This is a genomic window from Streptomyces sp. NPDC002055 (assembly GCF_040296705.1).
Classification (GTDB): domain Bacteria; phylum Actinomycetota; class Actinomycetes; order Streptomycetales; family Streptomycetaceae; genus Streptomyces.
In genome coordinates, this window is record NZ_JBEOXS010000002.1 from 72016 (window position 1) to 90234 (window position 18219).

Sequence of the window (18219 nt, forward strand, 5' to 3'; positions counted from 1 at the left end):
AATACGGCGGTTCTCAGAACTCTCCGAGCTCCTCGTCGATGAGCTGGAAGATTTCCTCGTCCGTGGCCGCGTCGATCCGGTCTGCGTCCCCGTCCGGTACGGGAACGGCGCCGCGCCACTTCGTCAGCATGTCGTTCAGCCTGGTGACAACCTCTCTACGGTCCTGGTCGGACTCCATCGACGCCAGTGCGGCCTCGACCCTGCTGAGCTCCATGAGCGTGGAGTCCGCTGACACCGGGCCGGCCCCGGGGTCGTCGGCCTTGTCGCTCGGAGCCGTCATGTCACACAGATGCGCGACGAGCGCGCTCGGTGTGGGGTGGTCGAAGAGCAGTGTGGCCGGCAGGGCGATGCCGGTCAGACGCCGCAGTCCGTTCCGGAGTTCGACCGCGGTCAGGGAGTCGAAGCCCAGGTCGAGGAAGCCTCGATCGGGTTCGACCGACTGGGGAGAGGCGTGCCCGAGGACCGTGGCGACCTGCGTGCGGACCACCTCCAAGAGGATGCGCCGACGTCCGCTCGTGGACTGTCCGGCGAGACGCTCCGCCAGATCGGTGCCGTCCGACTCGGTCGATGCGCCGGTCCGCGCGTCTGCCGTGGAGCTCAGGGCCTGCTGCGCGTCGGGGAGTTCGGCGAGGAGGGGGCTGGGGCGGGCAGCGGTGAAGGACGGGGCGAACCGTTCCCAGTCCAGGTCCGCCACGGTCACCACCGTGTCGTCCTGCTGCAACGCCACCCGCAGGGCAGCCAACGCCAGATCAGGCGCCATCGCACCCACACCACTGCGCCGCAACCGTTCCTCCACGGCACGCCCGTCAGCAGCCATCCCCTCATCGGCCCACGCACCCCACGCCACCGACGTCGCAGGCAGACCCTCCTGGCGCCGCACCACCGCCAACGCATCCAAAAACGCATTCGCAGCCGCGTAGTTCCCCTGACCCGCACTCCCCGCAGTGCTGGCCAAGGAGGAGAACATCACAAACGCCGACAGATCCAGATCACGCGTCACCTCATGCAGATTCCACGCCGCATCCGCCTTCGGTCGTAGCACGGTGTCGAGGCGCTCGGCGGTCATGGCTTCCACCACACCGTCGTCGAGTGTGCCCGCACAGTGGACGACCGCATCGAGCGGATGCTCCGGTGCGATGGCGTCCACCACGTCGGTCAGGGCCTCGCGGTCGGCGACGTCGCAGGCAGCAACAGTCACCTCCGCGCCGAGTGCCGTGAGCTCCTGCTGAAGCTCCACCGCACCGGGAGCCTCCAGACCACGCCGGCTCACCAGAACCAGACGCTCCGCACCCTCCCCCACCAGCCACCGCGCCACACGAGCACCCAACGCACCCGTACCACCGGTCACCAACACCGTCCCACACGGCACCCACGAACCCGAACCCACCGAACCCGCAGAAACCCCGGCCCGCACCAACCGCCGCGCAAACACACCCGACCCACGAACCGCCAACTGGTCCTCACCACCACAACCAGCCAACACACCACACAAACGGTCCGCCACAACACCATCAACCACCGACGGCACATCCACCAGACCACCCCAACGATCAGGATGCTCCAGCCCCACCACACGACCCAGACCCCACACCTGAGCCTGCACCGCACTCACCAAACGATCCCCGGAACCAACCGACACCGCCCCCTCCGTCACCACCCACAACGGAGCCACCACACCCACATCGCCCAACGCCTGCACCAACACCACCGACCCCACAACACCGGAGGTGTGGGCATCGGGGAGCGAGCAGCCGTCCTCCCCGAGAGGCAGCAGCGACAGCACACCGGTGATGTCCTGCGATCCCACGGCATTCCGGAGGAGGTCGGCGACGGTTCGGCGATCTGCGGTGGCATCGGGGGAGACGCGCACGAACCGCGCGCCACGCGCTTCCAGAAACGACAGCCAGGCCGGGCCGTCGCCGCCGGGACGGTGCGTCGGTACGACGACGATCCAGGTGCCGGAGAGCGTCGGCGGCCGGACCGTGGAGAGGGGCTTCCACTCGATCCGGTACCGCCAGTTGTCGATCAGGGACGAGTTCTGGTTCCTGCGCCGCCACGAAGAGAGTGCGGGGATCACGTGGTGCAGTGACGCTTCATCGGACAGCTCGAGCGCCGCCGCCAGGGTGCGGACGTCTTCACGTTCGACGGCTTCCCAGAAGGCCGAGTCCGCCCCGTCGCCCTTCCGGCTCGCGGACTGCGGCTCCGGAACGATCCAGTACCGCTCACGCTCGAAGGCATACGTCGGCAGGTCGACGCGACGGGCACCCGTGCCCGCGAACACCGCCCGCCAGTCGATCTCCATACCGTGGACGTGCAGGCCGGAGACCGCGTTCAGGAGCGTTTCCGCCTCCGACCGGTCACGGCGAAGGGACGGGAGGACCAGTGCCTCACTGTCGTCAGGGAGGCAGCCGCGAGTCATGGCGGTGAGGACACCGTCCGGCCCCAGCTCCAGGAACCGCGACACACCTTCGGCGTGGAGGGCTTGAATGCCGTCGGCGAACCGGACTGCCTCACGGACATGCCGCACCCAGTACTCCGGCGAACAGAGCTCTTCCGCCGTGGCCAGGACACCTGTGAGGTTCGAGACGACCGGAATCCGCGGAGCCTCGAACGACAACTTCCCGACGACCGAAGCGAACTCCTCCAGCATCCCGTCCATGTGAGCCGAGTGGAACGCATGACTCACCCGCAGACGCGACGTCTTCACCCCAGCCACGGAGAAACGCTCGGCCACCGCCAGCACGGCATCCGCGTCACCGGAAATCACCACCGACTGCGGACCATTGACCGCAGCGACGGACACACCGGCTGTGTCTTCGAGGAGCATCCGCACCTCCGCCTCGGACGAAGCGATGGCCACCATCGCCCCACCCTCCGGCAACGCCTGCATCAACCGCGCACGCGCCGCCACCAGAGTGGCGGCATGGGCCAGGGACAGCACGCCGGCTACGTGTGCGGCACTCAGCTCGCCCACCGAATGACCGGCGACATACTCCGGCCGCACACCCCACGACTCCACCAAACGGAACAGAGCCACCTCAAGAGCAAACAACGCAGGCTGCGTGAAGCCCGTCCGGTCCAACACCCCGGCATCAGCACCGAACACCACATCCCGCAACGGACGCTCCAGATGCCGGTCCAACTCACCACAGACCGCATCAAACGCCTCCGCAAACACCGGGAAACGCTCATACAGCTCACGGCCCATCGACAAACGCTGGGAACCCTGACCGGTGAACAACACCGCCAACTTCCCCGACCCCGCAACACCCTCCACCACACCCGGCGCCACACCACCCGACGCCAAAGCGGTCAACGCAGCAAGCCCCGCCTCACGACCGGCCGACACCACCACCGCCGCACGCTGCTCCAACGCAGCCCGCGACGTCACCAACGAAAAGCCCACATCCGCAACCGACAGACCCGGCTCGCCCTCCAACAACGCAACCAGCCGGCCCGCCTGCGCCCGCAACGCCTCCGCACTCCGCGCGGACAACACCCACGGCACCACCAGGGGCGATGCCCCTTCCCCGTCGTGGTCACGGACCGTTTCGGCCTGCGGCTCGTCCGTCGGGGCGTCTTCGAGGATCACATGGGCGTTGGTGCCGCTGATACCGAAGGAGGACACACCGGCACGGCGCGGCTGCCGGCCGTCCTCCGGCCAGTCGACCGGCTCCGTCAGCAGTTCCACAGCCCCTGCCGACCAGTCCACATGCGGTGACGGCTCGTCGACGTGCAGCGTCCGCGGCAGGACGCCGTGCCGCATCGCCAGCACCATCTTGATGACACCCGCGACACCCGCGGCCGACTGGGTGTGACCGATGTTGGACTTCACCGAGCCGAGCCACAGGGGGCTCTCGGCAGCGCGCTCCTGACCGTAGGTGGCCAGCAGCGCCTGTGCCTCGATGGGATCACCCAGCGCTGTGCCCGTACCGTGCGCCTCCACCGCGTCCACCTGCTCCGGCGCGAGGTGGGCGTCCGTCAGTGCCTGGCGGATGACCCGCTGCTGGGAGGGGCCGTTGGGCGCGGTCAGGCCGTTCGACGCACCGTCCTGGTTCACCGCCGAACCGCGCACCACCGCCAGCACCGGGTGGCCGTTCCGGCGGGCGTCCGACAGCCGCTCCACCAGCAGCATGCCCACGCCCTCGGCGAGGCCCATGCCGTCGGCCGCCCCTGAGAAGGCCTTGCAGCGGCCGTCAGCCGCCAGGACGCGCTGGCGGCTGAATCCCGCGAACGGGCCGGGTGTCGGCATGACCACGACGCCACCGGCCAGCGCCAGCGAGCATTCCCCCCGCCGCAGGGCCTGCACGGCCCAGTGGAGAGCCACCAGTGACGACGAGCAGGCGGTGTCGACGGTGACCGCGGGGCCCTCCAGGCCCAGCGTGTAGGAGACGCGGCCGGACAGGACGCTCGCCGCGGTCCCGGTGACCAGGTGGGCCTCGGCACCGTCCGGGGCATGCCGCGGGTCGCCGCCGTAGGGCTGGGCGGCGGCGCCCACGAAGACCCCGCCGCGGGTTCCGCGCAGGGTCGTCGGGTCGATGCCCGCACGCTCCAGCGCTTCCCACGAGGTCTCCAGCAGCAGCCGCTGCTGCGGATCCATCGCCAGCGCCTCACGCGGCGAAATCCCGAAGAACCCCGCATCGAACTCCGCCGCGTCGTGCAGGAAGCCGCCCTCACGGACATAGCTCGTACCCGGACGATCCGGGTCCGGATCGAACAGCCCGTCCAGGTCCCAGCCGCGATCGGTGGGGAACCCGGAGATCGCGTCACCGCCCGCGGTGAGCAGCTGCCACAGGTCCTCCGGCGACCGCACACCGCCCGGGTAACGGCAGCTCATGCCCACGATGACGATCGGGTCGTCGTGCGGGGCGGCCGCGGCCGTCGGGCCGGCCGGCGCGGAGGCGGAGTCCGTCGTCCCGTCCCGGTCCGTCGTGCCGCCGAGGAGTGTCCCGGTCAGATGGCGGACGAGGGCCTGCGGAGTCGGATGATCGAAGATCATGGTGGCCGGGAGCCGGACGCCGATCGCCGTCTGGAGCCGGTTGCGCAGTTCGACGGCGGTGAGCGAGTCGAACCCGATGTCCCGGAAGGCCCGGTCCGCCGCGACGGACTCCCCCGAGGTGTGGCCGAGCACCGCGGCGGCGTGCGTCCGTACGAGCTCGAGGACCGCGGTCCGCCGCTCGTCCGCGGGCAGTGCGGCGAGCCTGCCGACAGCGGACCTCTCCCCCGGCTCACCCGGATCGCCGGTGCCGCCCGTGGAGGCGAGCGCGAGAGCGGCGCTGTCGGCGCTCTCCACGGCGGCCCGGGCCTCGGGCACGGTGTCGAGGAGGGGACGGGGCCGCGCCATGGTGAAGGCGGGGACGAAGCGGTCCCAGTCCACGTCGGCGACCGCGACGAACGTCTCGTCGTGGTCGAGGACCTGCTGGAGCGCGGTGAACGCCGGCTCGGGTGCGATGAAGGGCAGCCCCTGGCGGCGCAGTTGCTCGGGCAGCACCTCCTCACGGTCGGCACCGCTGTCCCAGATGCCCCACGCCACCGAGGTGGCTGCGAGACCCCGGGCCCGGCGCCGCTCCGCGAGCGCGTCCAGGTGGGCGTTGGCCGCGGCGTAGGCGGCGTGGTTGCCGCTGCCCCAGACGCCGGAGATCGAGGAGAACAGGACGAACGCGTCGACCTCCGGGCCGAACAGCGCGTCGAGGTGCTCGGCGCCCCGCGCCTTGGCGTCGACCACGGCGGCGAAGTCGGCGAGTTCGGTGTCCGCCAGTGCGGCCAGCTCGGTGTACGCGGCCGCGTGCAGCACGGCCCGCACCGGTTCCCCGGCTTCCGCGAGCCGCTCGGCCAGGGCCGCGACGGCGTCGCGGTCGGAGACGTCACAGGCAACGAGAGTGACCCTGGCCCCGAGCGCGCTCAGCTCGTCGGCCAGTTCGGCCGCTCCCGGGGCGTCCGTCCCGCGCCGGCTGGTGAGCACCAGGTGCTCCGCGCCGCGGTGGGCCAGCCAGCGCGCGATGTGCGGCCCCAGCCCTCCCGTGGCGCCGGTGACGAGGACGGTGCCGCTCGGCTGCCAGTTCCGTACGGCCGGAGTGCCGGCCAGCGGGGAACGGACGAGGCGACGGACGTACACACCGGAGGAACGGACGGCGAGCTGGTCCTCGGCCCCGCTCTCGGTGAGCACTCCGCACAGCCGGTCGAGGAGCCTGTCGAGGCTCAGGGGGTCCCGCGTCTGCGGGAGGTCGATCAGACCGCCCCAGCGGTCCGGGTGCTCCAGTGCGACGACCCGGCCGAGCCCCCAGATCTGGGCCTGCGCGGCATCGGGGAGTTCACCGGCGCGGCCGGTGACGACGGCGCCCGCGGTCACCAGCCACAGCGGGGCGTCGATCCCGGCATCGCCCAGTGCCTGCGTCAGCACCACGGTGGCGGCTGTGCCGGACGGCAGGGTCGTGTGCACCGGGTGTGCGCCGTCGGTGAGTGCGGCGAACGACAGCACGCCCGCGACCGGCCCGGCGGTGTCGACGGCCTGGTGGAGCCGCCCGGCCAGTTCCTCGCGCAGGGGTGCCGTGTCGAGCGGCAGGCGGATCAGGTGCGAACCGCGCGCTTCCAGTGCGTCCGCCCAGCGGTCTCCGGAACCGTCGCGGGGCAGCAGGGCGAGCCAGGTCCCGGAGAGGGCACGCGCCTGTGCTCCGGGGAACGGCTGCCAGTCGACGCGGTAGCGCCACTGGTCCACCGTGGACAGCTCGCGGTGCTGCCGCCGCCAGGACGACAGGGCGGGCAGCACCGTACGGAACGGCTCGCCTTCCGCCACCTTCAGCGTGGACGTCAGGGTGGCGAGATCCTCGCGTTCGACCGCTTCCCAGAAGGTGTTCTCCACAGCGCCGGTGCTATCCGCTGCGGCGTGACGGTGGGCGGACGCAGGGGCTTCGAGCCAGTAGCGGCGGCGTTGGAAGGGGTAGGTGGGCAGGTCGACCCGGCGCGCGCCGGTGCCCTCGAACACGGTGCGCCAGTCGACGTCGATGCCGGCGCACCAGGCTTCGGCCAGGGAGGTCAGCAGCCGCTCCGGGCCGCCCTCACCGCGCCGCAGGGTGCCCACGGCGGTCACCTGACGGTCGACGGCGTCAGCGGTCTCCTGCACCCCCATCAGCAGCACCGGATGCGCACTGACCTCGATGAACGCATCAAAACCATCAGCCAGCAGACACTCCGTCGCCCCCGCGAAATTCACCGTCTCGCGCAGATTCCGGTACCAGTAACCGCCGTCCAGCTCCACACCGTCGACCACGCAACCGGTCAGCGCCGAATAGATCGGCACCTGTCCGGTCTCCGGACGGATGGAGGCCAGTACTTCGCGCAGGCGGTCCTCGATCTGCTCTACCTGCACCGAGTGCGAGGCGTAGTCGACCGGGACCATCCGTGCCCGCGCGCCTTCGGCTTCCCACTGCGCCTGCAACGCCTCCAGCACCGCACGCTCACCGGAGACCACCACCGACGCCGGACCGTTCACCGCAGCAATCGAGACCGCCGGGCCGGAGTCCGCCAGGGCCTTGGTGACCTGATCCACCGGGAGCGCGACGGACAGCATCCCGCCATCCCCCGCCATCTCCGCGATCAGGCGGCTGCGCAAGGCCACGATGCGGGCGCCGTCCTCCAGACTCAACGCCCCCGCGACGCAGGCCGCGGCGATCTCACCCTGGGAATGGCCCACCACAGCGGCAGGCTCCACACCATGCGAGCGCCACACCTCCGCAAGGGAGACCATCACCGCCCACAACACCGGCTGGACCACATCCACCCGATCCAACAACGGGCCACCGTCGACACCCCGCACCACATCCGCCAACGACCAACCCGTCAACGGATCCAGCGCAGCACCACACTCCTCCAACCGCCCCCGGAACACAGATGAAGAGCGCCACAACTGCTCGGCCATCCCCGCCCACTGCGAACCCTGACCCGGGAAAACCCACACCACACCAGCACTACCAGCGCCCACGACACCGCGCACCACACCAGCACCGGCATCAGCCGCACCACCGGCCAACACCGCCGCCGCAGACAACGGTTCACCACCCGGAACCAGAGCAACCGCACGATGCTCCAACCCGGCACGACCACACACCAGCGAATAACCCACATCCACCGGCGACACAGCAGACCCCGACCCCAACAACGAAGCCAACAGCCCCGCCTGAGCCTCCACAGCCTCCCCACCCCGCGCCGAGAACACCAACGGAACCACCGCAGGGATCTCGCGCTGGGGCGCATCGGTGCGTTCACCATCCGTCGCCGGAGCACCGGTCGAGGAGATCAATCCCGCCGCGGTGTCGGCCGCCGGGTCCTCCAGAATGACGTGGGCGTTGGTGCCGCTCACGCCGAAGGCCGACACAGCGGCTCGGCGCGGGCCGCCGGTCCGCGGCCAGGCAACGGGCTCGGTGAGCAACCGGACGTCTCCCGCTGCCCAGTTGATGTGATGCGAGGGCTCGTCGACATGAAGCGTCTGCGGGAGCACCTCGTGGCGCATGGCCTGCACCATCTTGATGACACCCGCGACACCCGCGGCCGCCTGCGTGTGACCCAGGTTCGACTTCACCGAACCCAGCCACAACGGCCGCTCCGCCACACGCCCCTGACCGTAGGTCGCCAGCAGCGCCTGCGCCTCGATCGGGTCACCCAGCGTCGTCCCCGTACCGTGCGCCTCCACCGCATCCACCTGCTCGGCGGACAGCCCGGCGCTCGCCAGTGCCTGCCGGATGACGCGCTGCTGCGACGGACCGTTCGGCGCCGTCAGGCCGTTCGACGCACCGTCCTGATTGATCGCGCTGCCCCGCAGCACCGCCAGCACCGGATGACCGTTCCGCCGGGCATCGGACAGCCGCTCCACCAGCAGCATGCCCACACCCTCGGCCCAGCCCGTACCGTCCGCCGCATCGGCGAAGGACTTGCACCGGCCGTCCGCCGCCAGACCACGCTGACGACTGAACTCCACGAACACACCCGGCGTCGACATCACCGTGGCACCACCCACCAGCGCCATCGAACACTCACCCTGCCGCAGCGACTGCGCCGCCAGATGCAGGGCGACCAGCGACGACGAGCAGGCCGTGTCGACCGTGACCGCGGGGCCTTCCAGGCCCAGGGTGTAGGCGATGCGTCCGGTGGCGACGCTGCCCGCGTTGCCGGTTTCGAGATAGCCCTCGATGTCCTCGGGCACCGTGTCCAGTCGGGCCGCGTAATCGTGGTACATCACGCCGGCGAAGACCCCGGTACGGGAGCCGCGCAGCGAGGTCGGGTCGATGCCCGCCCGCTCCAGCGCCTCCCAGGACGCCTCCAGCAGCAGCCGCTGCTGCGGATCCATCGCCAGCGCCTCACGGGGCGAAATCCCGAAGAACTCCGCGTCGAAGTCCGCGGCATCGTGGAGAAAGCCGCCCTCACGGGCATAGCTGGTGCCGGAGTGGTCGGGGTCCGGGTGGTAGAGCCGTTCCAGGTCCCAGCCACGGTCGTCCGGGAAACCGGAGACGGCGTCGCCGGCGGACGCGAGGAGCTGCCACAGGTCGTCCGGCGAGCTCACGCCGCCGGGGAAACGGCAGGCCATGCCGACGATGACGACCGGGTCGTCCCGGTCGGGCGTGTCGGCGGTTCCGGCGGCCGTCGGGGCTTCCGCGGTGTCCCGCCGTTCGGCGGTCTCCAGCAGTTCGGTGTGGAGGTGGCGGACGAGTGCCTCGGGGGTGGGGTGGTCGAAGACCAGCGTCGCGGGCAGCCGCAGCCCGGTGGCGGCGGCCAGGCGGTTGCGCAGTTCCACCCCGGTCAGGGAGGTGAAGCCCAGTTCCCGGAAGCTGCGGTGGGTGCGGAGGGCCTTCCCGGCGAGGTTGCCGTGCACGGCACCGACCTGGGTGCGCAGCAGTTCGTGGAGGGCGCGACGGCGCTCCCCGTCGGACAGGGCGGCCAGTCGGCCGCGCAGTGCGGACAGCACCGTCGCGCCGTCGGCGTCCTCGGCATTCGTGGGCAGGAGGTCCCGGTAGAGGGCGGCCAACGGAGTGTCGGCGGTGCGCAGTCGCAGTGCGGCGTGATCGAGCCTCAGCGGCACGAGGACGGTGTCGTCCAGCGTCCTGGAGAGGTCGAAGAGGGCCGGCCCTTCGTCGGCGGAGAGCGTGCCGTGTCCCGGTGCGGCCTCCGGGGAGCCGGTGCCGGCCCAGGGGCCCCAGGCGAGGGAGGTCGCGGGCAGTCCCTGTGCCCGGCGGTGCTGGGCGAGGGCGTCGAGGAAGCCCGCCGCGGCGCCGCGACCCGGGGTGCCGGGCGCGTCGGAGAAGAGGACGAACGCGTCGAGCGCGAGGCCCGCGGTCAGTTCGTGGAGGTGCAGGGCACCGTCGATACGACAGGTCCCGTCGATACGAGCGGCGGCTCCCTCGGTACGGAAGGTTCCCTCGGTACGGAAGATTCCGTCAGTACGGGAAGTTCCGTTGGTACGGAAGGTTCCGTCGACACGTTCGCTGTGGACGTCACCGGGGCGCCGGAACGGTTCGGCGGCCGCCGCGTCCTCGTCCGCGGTGCCGGCGGTGTGCACCACCGCGGTGAGGGGGTGTTCGGGCGGGAGCTCACCCAGGAGCCGTGCCACCTCCGCGCGCCGGCTCACGTCGCACGTGACCAGGGTGACGGTGGCTCCAGTGCGGGTCAGTTCGGCCCGGAGGACGGCCGCGTCCGGGGCGCGGTCGGCGGTCGGGTCGGCCAGCACCAGATGGCGCACGCCGTGTGCCCGGACGAGGTGCCGTGCCATCCGTCGGCCGGTGGTGCCTAGGGCCCCGGTGATCAGGACGGTGCCGTGCGGGTTCCAGGGGCGGACATCGGGGGTGGTGGAGCGGGCGGGACGCAGCCGCGGGGCGAACGCCCGGCCCGCGCGCAGGGCGAGCTGCGGTTCTCCGGTCGCGACGGCAGCGCGAACGGCGGCTCGGGAGGCCTGGTGGTCGTCGGTGTCGAGCAGGATCAGCCGGCCGGGGTGTGCGGTCAGGAGCGACCGTACGGCACCGGTCACCGCTGCGCCGACCAGGTCGGGGGCGGGGTCGCCGGGGACGGCGGCAACGGCCGAGCGGGTGACGAGGACCAGTCGGGAGGTGGCGAACCGGTCGTCCGACAGCCACCTGTGCGCGGTGTCCAGCGCGGCCCGGGCGGCGGCGTCGGCCGAGGCGCCGTCGGCCGGGCGGGCCCCGGCCGACGCGTGCGGAACCGGAGTCCCGTCGACCATGGCGTGCAGAACCGGAGTCCCGCCGGCCGGCGCGTGCGGGACCGAGGCCCCGTCGACCGTGGCGTGCGGAACCGAAGCCCCGTCGGCCGGAGTCTGCGGAACCGGAGCCCCGTCAACCGTGGTGTGCGGAACCGGAGCCCCGTCGGCCGACGCGTGCGGGAGGTGGCAGACCACGACGTCCGGCACGGGCGTGCCGGAGTCGACGGCGACGCGCAGCGCGTCCGGGTCCGGGTAGCCGGCGGCGCCCGTCAGCAGGTGCCGGGGACCGGTCTCGGCCCATCCGGCTCCCCCGACGTCACGGCCGTCGGTGTCCCGGGTGACCCGGGAGGACCCAGCGGTCGGCACCTCGGCCCAGTGAACCCGGAACAGCGCTTCGTGCCCGGTGTCCCCCACCGTGAGCAGGCGGGCGGGGCGTTCGGCGAGCAGATGCCGAATGATCTTGCCGGAGCCGGTGCGCGGGATCGAGTCGACCGCGTACAGCGCCGCGGGCAGCTTGTGGTTGGCCAGCCGCTCCCGGCAGGTGCGGAGGACCTCGTCGCCGCTGTAGGTGCCGCTGTCGTCCAGGATCACATGGGCGACGGGGACTTCGCCGAGGCTCTCGTGCGGCCGGCCGGCGACGGCCGCGTCCGCGATGCCGGGCGCCGCGCGGAGGGCGTCCTCGATCTCCGCGGGGTGGATGTTCTCCCCGCCGCGGATGATGAGTTCCTTGATGCGGCCGCTGATGGTCAGGTAGCCGTGGTCGTCCTGCCGGGCCAGGTCGCCGGTGCGGTACCAGCCGTCGCGCAGGGCCTCCTCGGTGGCCCGGGGCTGGTTGTGGTAGCCGGTCATCAGGCTGGGGCCGCTGACCCGGACTTCGCCTTCCGTGCCGGTGGGGACGTCGCGGCCGGTGTCCGGATCGACGATCCGGACGTCGAGGCCGGGGACCGGCCGGCCGCACGATCCGCTGACCGCGGGGCCGTCGGGCCGGTTGATCGCGATCATGCCGCAGGTCTCGGTGCTGCCGTAGCCGTCGAGGAGCCGGAGGCCGAAGGTGTCCTCGAAGGCGCGGCTCAGGGAGGGGGTGGTCACCGCCCCCGCGACCAGGCAGACCCGCAGTCCGGATGCGTCGAGGCGCGTTCCGCGGGCGCCGAGTACCAGGTCGTGGTACATCGTCGGGACCCCGGCCATCATGGTGAACGGCTCGTCGCGCATCAGGGCAAGCACGTCCTCGGCGGCGTACCCGCCCATGATCCGGGCGGTGGCCCCGGTCGCGGTCACGCCGATGACGCAGAGAATGTGGGCGAGGCTGTGGAACAGCGGGAGCGGCCACAGCACACGGTCGTCCTCGGAGAGTCCGAGGACGGGGGCGTAGCAGGCGGCGACGGACCACAGGCAGCTGCGCTGGGTGGACACGACCCCCTTGGGCCGGCCGGTGGTGCCGGAGGTGTAGAGCATCCACGCCGGCTCGTCGAGACCGAGGTCGTCGGGGGCGGGCGTGTCCGGGTCGGTGGTGGCCATGGTCTCGAACGAGTGGTGCGGGCCCGTGGCCGGGTGCGCGGCACCCGGGTCCTGGACGAGGACGAGGGTCACCCCGTCGCGGCCGTCGCGCAGGATGCGTGTGACCTGTTCCAGGTGTGCGGAATCGGCCACGACGACGCGGGCGCCGCTGTCGTCGACGGCGTGGGCGACCTCGGCGTCGGCGGAGCGGGGGTTGACGGGCACCCCGACGCAGGCGGCCCGGGTGACGGCGAGGTAGGTCTCGACGACCTCGACGCTGTTGTTGAGGAGGAACACCACGCGGTCGCCGCGCTCCAGCCCCAGCCCGGCGAGGTGTCCGCCGAGCCGGGCGGTCCGGCGTTCGAGGTCACGGTAGGTCGCGCTGCGCCGCCCGTCGTCGAAGGCGACCTTGTTCCCGCGCTGCTCGGCGTGTGCACGCAGCAGTTCGGACAGTGACTGGATCAGCTCCGCGCGCAACGTCGTTTCCCTCTCATGGTTCGTGAATCCGCAGAAACGGGCGCAGAGCCCGGTGGGGCGTTCAGCCCAGGCGTGTGGGGCGGTGCTCGCGACGTGCGGCTGCGTGCCCGTGGGAGCGTCGCGAGGAGTGCCGTGCGGCGGAGGCCGCCTCGGGGGCCCGGTCCACGGGGGCGGCAGGGCCGGTGGCCCCTGCAGGTGCACCGTCGGCCGTCCGGGCGGTCAGGTGCGGGCGCGGGTGGCTGCGGCCCGCTCCGGGGCCGGGCGTGCGGGGAGCGGTGACACGGCGGCGGCCGGGCCGAACCGCCTGCTCCGGTGTGTGGTGCCGGCCGTCGCTGCCGAGGCCGTGGGACGGCAGCTCTGTGACGCCGTGCCGACCGAGCATCCTGCGTATCCCCCTTGATGTGCCGTCGCCCCTGCTCCGACGGCTGACCCCCGTGTCGACCGGTGGCTGGTCAGTCTCACCGGTCGTTGCCGCTCACGCCGTCACCGGCCCGGCGTCCTCCCTGGGCGCCGACGAGCGGATTTCTCCTGATGAGGACATGGCCCCATCAAATGACGATTTTTTTACTTGCGTCGAACAAAGTCAATGTGACGCAGGTCCCATCCGTGCATGATCTGACATCTGGGCGGGCAAATTGATGGGCCGTCACACCTCACAAGGCCCCTCAGGCATCGCTCCGCAGGCCGGGACAGCCCACCCTCAGGCACGTTCCGCGGGCTTCACCGCTCAGCCCCGGCGGGAGGGGGCATCACCACACGATCCCCCTCAAGGCATGACACAGGGCGCCGGCGAGCCGCGCCGGCGGCGGCCCTCGAAGCCGGACCGCCGCCGCACACAACGCTCGGCCTGCCGCTCAGCGCAGCGCGTTGGTGATCACTTCGGTGATGCGCTGCATGTGGCCGGTCAGGAAGAAGTGCCCGCCGTCGAACGTCATCAACTCGAAGGAACCGGTGGTGTGTTCGCGCCACGCCGCGGCGTCCTCCGCGCTCACCCGGGCGTCGGCGTCGCCGGTGAACATCGTCACCGGGCAGGTCAGCGGGTCCCCCGGCCGGTAGACATAGGTTTCGGCCGCCTTGTAGTCGCCCCGCAGCGCGGGAAGGATCATGCGGAGCAGCTCCTCGTCGTCGAGCAGCCTGACGTCCGTGCCGCTGAGCTCCTTCAACTCCTCGATGAGGCCCTGGTCGTCGCGGAGATGCACGCCTTCCGAGCGGTGCCGGGAGGGGGCGCGCCGGCCGGACACGAAGAGATGCGCCGGGGTGACACCCTGCTCCTCCAGCCGCCGGGACACCTCGAACGCCAGGGTGGCCCCCATGCTGTGGCCGAAGAGGGCCAGGGGCTGCCCGGTCAGCGGCTGCAGCACCTCGTGGACGCGGTCGGCCAGTTCCGCCAGGTTCTCCACGCACGGCTCGGCGCGCCGGTCCTGACGCCCCGGGTACTGGATGGCCAGCATGTTCACGGACGAGGGCAGCATCCGGGAGAGCGGGTGGTAGAAGCTCGCGGCCCCTCCGGCGTGCGGAAAGCACACCAGGGACAGATCACCGGAGGAGGAGCTTCCGAATCGCTGGATCCAGGCGTTGTCGCGGTCGGTGTGTACGGTCATCGGGCTGTCTCGTCCTTCGTCGCGGGCAACGCTCGTAACCCTACGAGCGCCGCTTCGAACACCATCGGGATCCGAAATCCTATGAGCCCCTGAGGGAACCATCTCCCCTGCTGAGGACGCCTGTTGACGGGCACTGCTGTGACCGGTTTCACAACTGTTGGGCATACGGGGTAAGTTGACCAGGTCGGCATTCTTTGTGTCCGAGAACGATCGGTGTCGTAAGGTCAGTGCGCGACAGCCCGTCGGCGTGCGTCCTGCACCCCGGGCCGGTTTTCGCCGTGCGCCACCGCGTGCCACCCCCACGCCTTCCCTCTCACACCCACCTCATCACCGGGCCGCTGACCGCGGCGTGTTGGAGAACTGCAATGCTGCGATGCGAGTACCTCGTCCCCGGCCGGGAATCCGGAATTCAGTCCGGCCGGTTCGTGATCGGCGACGTCGTGTACGGCCCGGAGGTCTCGACTCCGCTTACCTCCGGACATACCCCGGTCCTGAGCGTCCACATGACGGAAACGGCGGACCAGGCACGCACGGAGCGGTGGACGGTCGACCGGCCGGTCCGCACCGGAACCGAGAACGGCCTGCACTACTCCTACAACGACGACTATCTGTTCTGCGCCGGGCACATACCCGAGCAACAGCTCTACACCGACGCCACCCGCGCCGCCTATGCGGCGGCCTTCGACCTCGTCGAGCGGCTCGGCCACCAGAGCATCTTCCGTATGTGGAACCTCATCGGCCGGATCAACGAACCCAACGGGGAAGGGCTCGAGGTCTACCGCGACTTCTGCCGCGGCCGGGCGCAGGCATTCGAGCAGTACACCGCGCAGGGCCGGGACATGCCCTCGGCGACCGGCATCGGTTCGCTCGGTGGGGGCGTCGCGTTCTACTTTCTCGCCTCCCGTACCGGCACGCGGGTCAATATCGAGAATCCGCGCCAGATTCCCGCCTATAACTATCCGGTCGAATACGGGCCCAAGTCGCCGAGTTTCGCCCGGGCCACCCATCTCGCTCCCCGGGGCGCGGGCCCGGACGAGAATCTGCTCTACATCTCGGGTACCGCCGGAATTCTCGGCCATCAGACCGTTCACGCCGACAGCGTCGACAAGCAGTGCCAGGTGGCGCTGGAGAACATCGAGCGTCTGATCAGCGGATCCAACCTCGCGCAGCACGGCGTCTCCCAGGGGTACGAACTCACTGACCTCTCCCAGGTGAAGGTCTATGTCCGGCACCCGGAGCACATGGCGCGCGTCCGGCAGGCCTGCGAGGAGGCCTTCCACCCGTCGGCGGACATCGCCTGGTTCACCGTCGACATCTGCCGTTCCGACCTGCTCGTGGAGATCGAAGGCGTCATCGGCTGAGCCGAACTCCCCTGGACCGCCGGTCTCCCCCGGACCGCCGACTGCCCTGGACCGCCCGGCTCCCGGCACCTGCACGGCCCGCCGGTCCGGGGGGGGCGGACCGCACCCCCTGCCCTACGGCCGGCCGCGGAGCGTTCGGGGTGGCCGGCCGGGCTCCCGGCCGGCCACCACTGCCGTGCGGGACGGTACTCGCTTCGATGTCGCCCCCACCGCCCTGCGCCCGTCCCACCGAACCGTCCGGGAGGCCGACCCCGTCCGCCGCGTCCGGACGGTTCGGCTCCCGGTTTTCCGTCATCCGCGCGACGCCGACGGATCTCCGTACGACGGGGCCGAACGAGCGAGGACGAGCACAGTGCAGAACAGGCACGACATCCCCCTACCGGAACTGGTGACCGCGGCCCGGGCAGGGGACCCGCACGCCCGGGAGCGCCTGGTCTCCGACTGTCTCCCGCTGGTCTACAACATCGTGGGCCGGGCCCTGGACGGGCACGCGGATGTGGACGACGTGGTGCAGGAGACCATGTTCCGCGCCCTGGACGGACTCGGCGGGCTCCGCGAGCCCACCGGCTTCCGCTCCTGGCTCGTCGCCATCGCCATGAACCAGATACGCCGCCGCTGGAATGCCCGGCAGCAGACGGCCGTCACCTCCCTCGACCTGGCGGCGGAGGCCCCGGACCCCACGGGCGACTTCACGGATCTCACCATCCTGCGCCTCGGTCTCTCCGGGCAGCGCCGCGAAGTGGCGGAGGCGACCCGCTGGCTGGACGCCGACGACCGCCATCTGCTGGCCCTGTGGTGGCAGGAGGCGGCGGGCACACTGACGCGGGCGGAATTGTCGGCCGCCCTGGACACCGCCCCGCAGCACACCGCGGTCCGGGTCAAACGGATGAAGGACCAGCTGGAGGTCGCCCGGGTGGTGGTGCGGGCCCTCGCCACCGCTCCGCGCTGCCCCACCCTGGCCACCGTCACCACGGCCTGGGACGGCCGGCCCGCACCGCTGTGGCGCAAACGCATCGCCCGCCATGCCCGTACCTGCCGCCGCTGCGCGGGGCACTGGACGGATCTCGTTCCCGCCGAGGGACTGCTCGCGGGGCTGGCCCTGGTCCTTCCGCTGTCCGGGGCAGGCACCCCGTCGTGGCTGTCCGGCCCGGCCGGGACCGTCGCCCACGGAACGGCCCTGCCGACGGAGGGTTTCGCGGGACCGCAGATCCCGGCGGCGAACTCCGCCACGACGGACGCCCAGCGGCCGAGCTCCGGTTCGACGGACGTCCAGCCGCCGGGACCCGGTGCGTCCGGCCCGCATGCGGCCGGGGGCGGCCGGGCGAAGCGGTCCGCCGCGGTGGCCGGCGGGCTGCTGGCCGGCGGGGTTCTCCTGGCCCTGCTCTGGCCGTCCGGAAGGGCTCCGGCGGAACGTCCGTCCGTGGCCGCGCCACCGTCCACCCGCACGCCCGTCACCGAGTCCCCGGCGCCCACCCCCACTCCGTCCACGACCACCGCCCGGCCCCCGTCCCCGCCGCCGAAGCGGACCCCGAGGGCCGCCGAACCGTCCCGGCGGTCCCGCACGCCCCCCGCCGCGCCACGGCAGGAGCCGGATCCAGGGCCGGAACAGCGGCTGACCTCCCTGGTCAACGCCGCGCGCGCGGACGCCGGCTGCGCGCCGCTGCGCATCGATCCGCGCCTTTCCGCGGCCGCCCGCGCGCACGCCCGGGACATGGCCGCCCGCCACTACTACGACCACGCGAGCCCCGAGGGGCAACACGCCGACGCCCGGATCTCGGCGGCGGGTTACGACTGGTCGCGCTGGGCGGAGAACCTGAACCGGGGCCCGTCGGACCCCGCCCGGGTGGTGGACTCCTGGACGGACGGCTCGATCCACGAGGAGAACATGCTCGACTGCCGGTACCGGGACACCGGGGTCGCCGCGGTGCCGGGCCCCGGGGGGACGCTGTGGGTCCAGGAGCTCGCCGAGCCGGGCTGAGGGGGCCTTGCCCTATGAGCGCCGCGCCCCGGGCGGGCAGGACAAGGACCCCTGAGTGCGCGCCACGCCCCCGGGGCCGCCGGGGTCAGCCGTGGCGCCGCAGCC

At 71.7% G+C, this 18219-nt stretch carries 3 protein-coding genes and 1 pseudogene; 2 read left to right on the top strand and 2 right to left on the bottom strand.

The window, feature by feature from the left end; translation table 11 throughout:
- Positions 1–13: 13 nt before the first annotated feature.
- Both ABT112_RS01320 and ABT112_RS01325 read right to left on the bottom strand, forming a co-directional pair.
- Positions 14–13123, bottom strand: a pseudogene (locus ABT112_RS01320) (type I polyketide synthase); the annotation flags it as partial.
- 905 nt (positions 13124–14028) lie between these two features.
- A complete protein-coding gene (locus ABT112_RS01325) occupies positions 14029–14775 on the bottom strand; it encodes a thioesterase II family protein (protein WP_351504236.1) in 747 nt (248 codons plus the stop codon).
- Between the two features lie 365 nt (positions 14776–15140).
- Here ABT112_RS01325 and ABT112_RS01330 point away from each other — a divergent pair, with 365 nt between their 5' ends.
- Entirely contained in the window at positions 15141–16136 is a 996-nt protein-coding gene (locus ABT112_RS01330) for an FkbO/Hyg5 family chorismatase (RefSeq protein WP_351504238.1), read from the top strand.
- A 352-nt stretch (positions 16137–16488) separates the two neighbouring features.
- Complete coding sequence (locus ABT112_RS01335; RefSeq protein ID WP_351504240.1) at positions 16489–18114, top strand: sigma-70 family RNA polymerase sigma factor; 1626 nt, start codon at positions 16489–16491, stop codon at positions 18112–18114.
- The last annotated feature ends 105 nt before the right edge of the window (positions 18115–18219 follow it).